The 1,575-nt window shown below is 40.4% G+C and carries 2 protein-coding genes; both read left to right on the top strand.

Features of this window, described 5'->3' with window-relative positions; genetic code table 11:
- On the top strand, positions 1-582 hold a 582-nt coding region (locus PX481_RS11455; protein WP_288094605.1), incomplete at its 5' end, for an ISAs1 family transposase.
- A 133-nt stretch (positions 583-715) separates the two neighbouring features.
- The gene (locus PX481_RS11450) at positions 716-1,417 is read left to right on the top strand and encodes a hypothetical protein (RefSeq protein WP_002756702.1); all 702 of its coding nucleotides are present in this window, start codon (positions 716-718) and stop codon (positions 1,415-1,417) included.
- Positions 1,418-1,575 lie beyond the last annotated feature (158 nt).

Genomic DNA, 1,575 nt, shown 5'->3' with positions numbered 1-1,575 from the left:
GCCAAAAAAGCTGACTACGTTGTCGCCCTTAAAGCTAATCATCCGACTCTTTATACTCAGGTCAAAAACTGGTTTGAGCAAGCTCAAGCACATCAATTTGATGGTATTCAATTTAGTTATGATTACCATCTGGAAAAAGGTCATCATCGCCTCGAAAAACGTTGGTGTTGGGCTGTACCCTTAGAAGCTTTCGGCGGTCTTTATCAACAGGCTCAATGGCAAGGAATTCAAAGTATTATCATAGTTAAACGAGTTCGTCATCCTGGTCATAAAACCACTTGTGAAGTCCAATTTTATCTCAGTTCTCTCCCTGCTGATGCTCAAAAAATAGGTAATGCTATTCGTAAACATTGGAGCATTGAAAATCAGGCTCATTGGATTTTAGATGTTACTTTTAATGAGGATCAATGTCGGATTCGCTCAGGCCACAGCCCTCGTAATTTTGCATTCTTGAGACGAGTAGCACTTAACGCTCTTAACCAAGAATCCACTTACCGACGTAGTCTGGCACAAAAAAGTCAACGGGCGGCCATGGATAATAACTATATGATGGCTGTGCTGAAAGCCTTTTGTCAAGCCTAATTGAGATGCTCTTACCCTGGGTGATTCTGGCAAGAGCATTTGTTCGCTTGACTTGCTGTTCTTACTTATTATACTATAACAGTCCTTGGGCTATCAATTTTTCGAGATACCCAACTATGTAAACAAATATATTATGAATCAAGGCATTGACTATTTTAATCGTGGACATTGGTTAACAGGGATTCAAGAACGCTTAAGTGTAGAAGCTCGCCGTAAGATGTTTGATTTAGCTATGAACAAACTCGATTTACGGGCAGGAGAAAGTATTATTGATATTGGTTCTACTCCAGATGTGGAGAGGATAGACAGTAACTGTATGATTCCCTGGTTTCATGAAGCAGGGTTAACTGTCGCCCTCTCTTCCCCAGAAGACATTTCTTCCCTGAGCCAAGTGTTTCCTTTTGCCAAAATTTTAAGCCCCAATGGATTTCATCGCCCAATTCTTGCTAAGGAGTGTGAGTTTGATGTAGCCACCTCTAGCGCAGTTTTAGAACATTGTGGTTCGACTCATTTACAGGTTGAACATATTCGAGAGTGTGCCAGAGTTGCTAGTAAAATATTCTTAACTACACCCAATCGTTGGCATTGGCTAGAATTTCATACTAAACTTCCCCTAATCCATTGGTTACCTAAATCTTGGCATCGGTTTCTATTAAATATAGTCGGGTTATCCTTCTGGGCTAAGGAAGATAATTTAAACCTACTGGGTAGAGCCGAATTATTAAACTTAGCTAAACAAGCTTTAGGAGACAATTTCAGTATTAGAGTCGAAACCATCTGGGCGCTGGGAATGCCTTCCAATTTAGTATTATTAGCTAGACGTATTAATGACTAATACAGGGTAAGCGCATCTTCAGCAATTCCAAATTCAAACGGTAGTGTAGGATACAGAATTGATTTCGCTTCTGTCCCTCAAAATAGAGTGAACGAGTTGCCCATTGGGTTTTGCAGGAATGGAAGTCCAAGATTTGAGTTTTATAGGGATGCTGAGCT

This window comes from Microcystis sp. M53603_WE2 (genome assembly GCF_030065435.1).
The sequence above is the reverse complement of the archived record's forward strand: the minus strand, read 5'-3'. Positions and strand labels throughout refer to the sequence as shown.

What these genes read in the sequence shown, in the direction of transcription:
- PX481_RS11450 (WP_002756702.1), top strand. Translation starts at nt 716, where the DNA reads ATGAATCAAGGCATTGACTATTTTAATCGTGGACATTGGTTAACAGGG.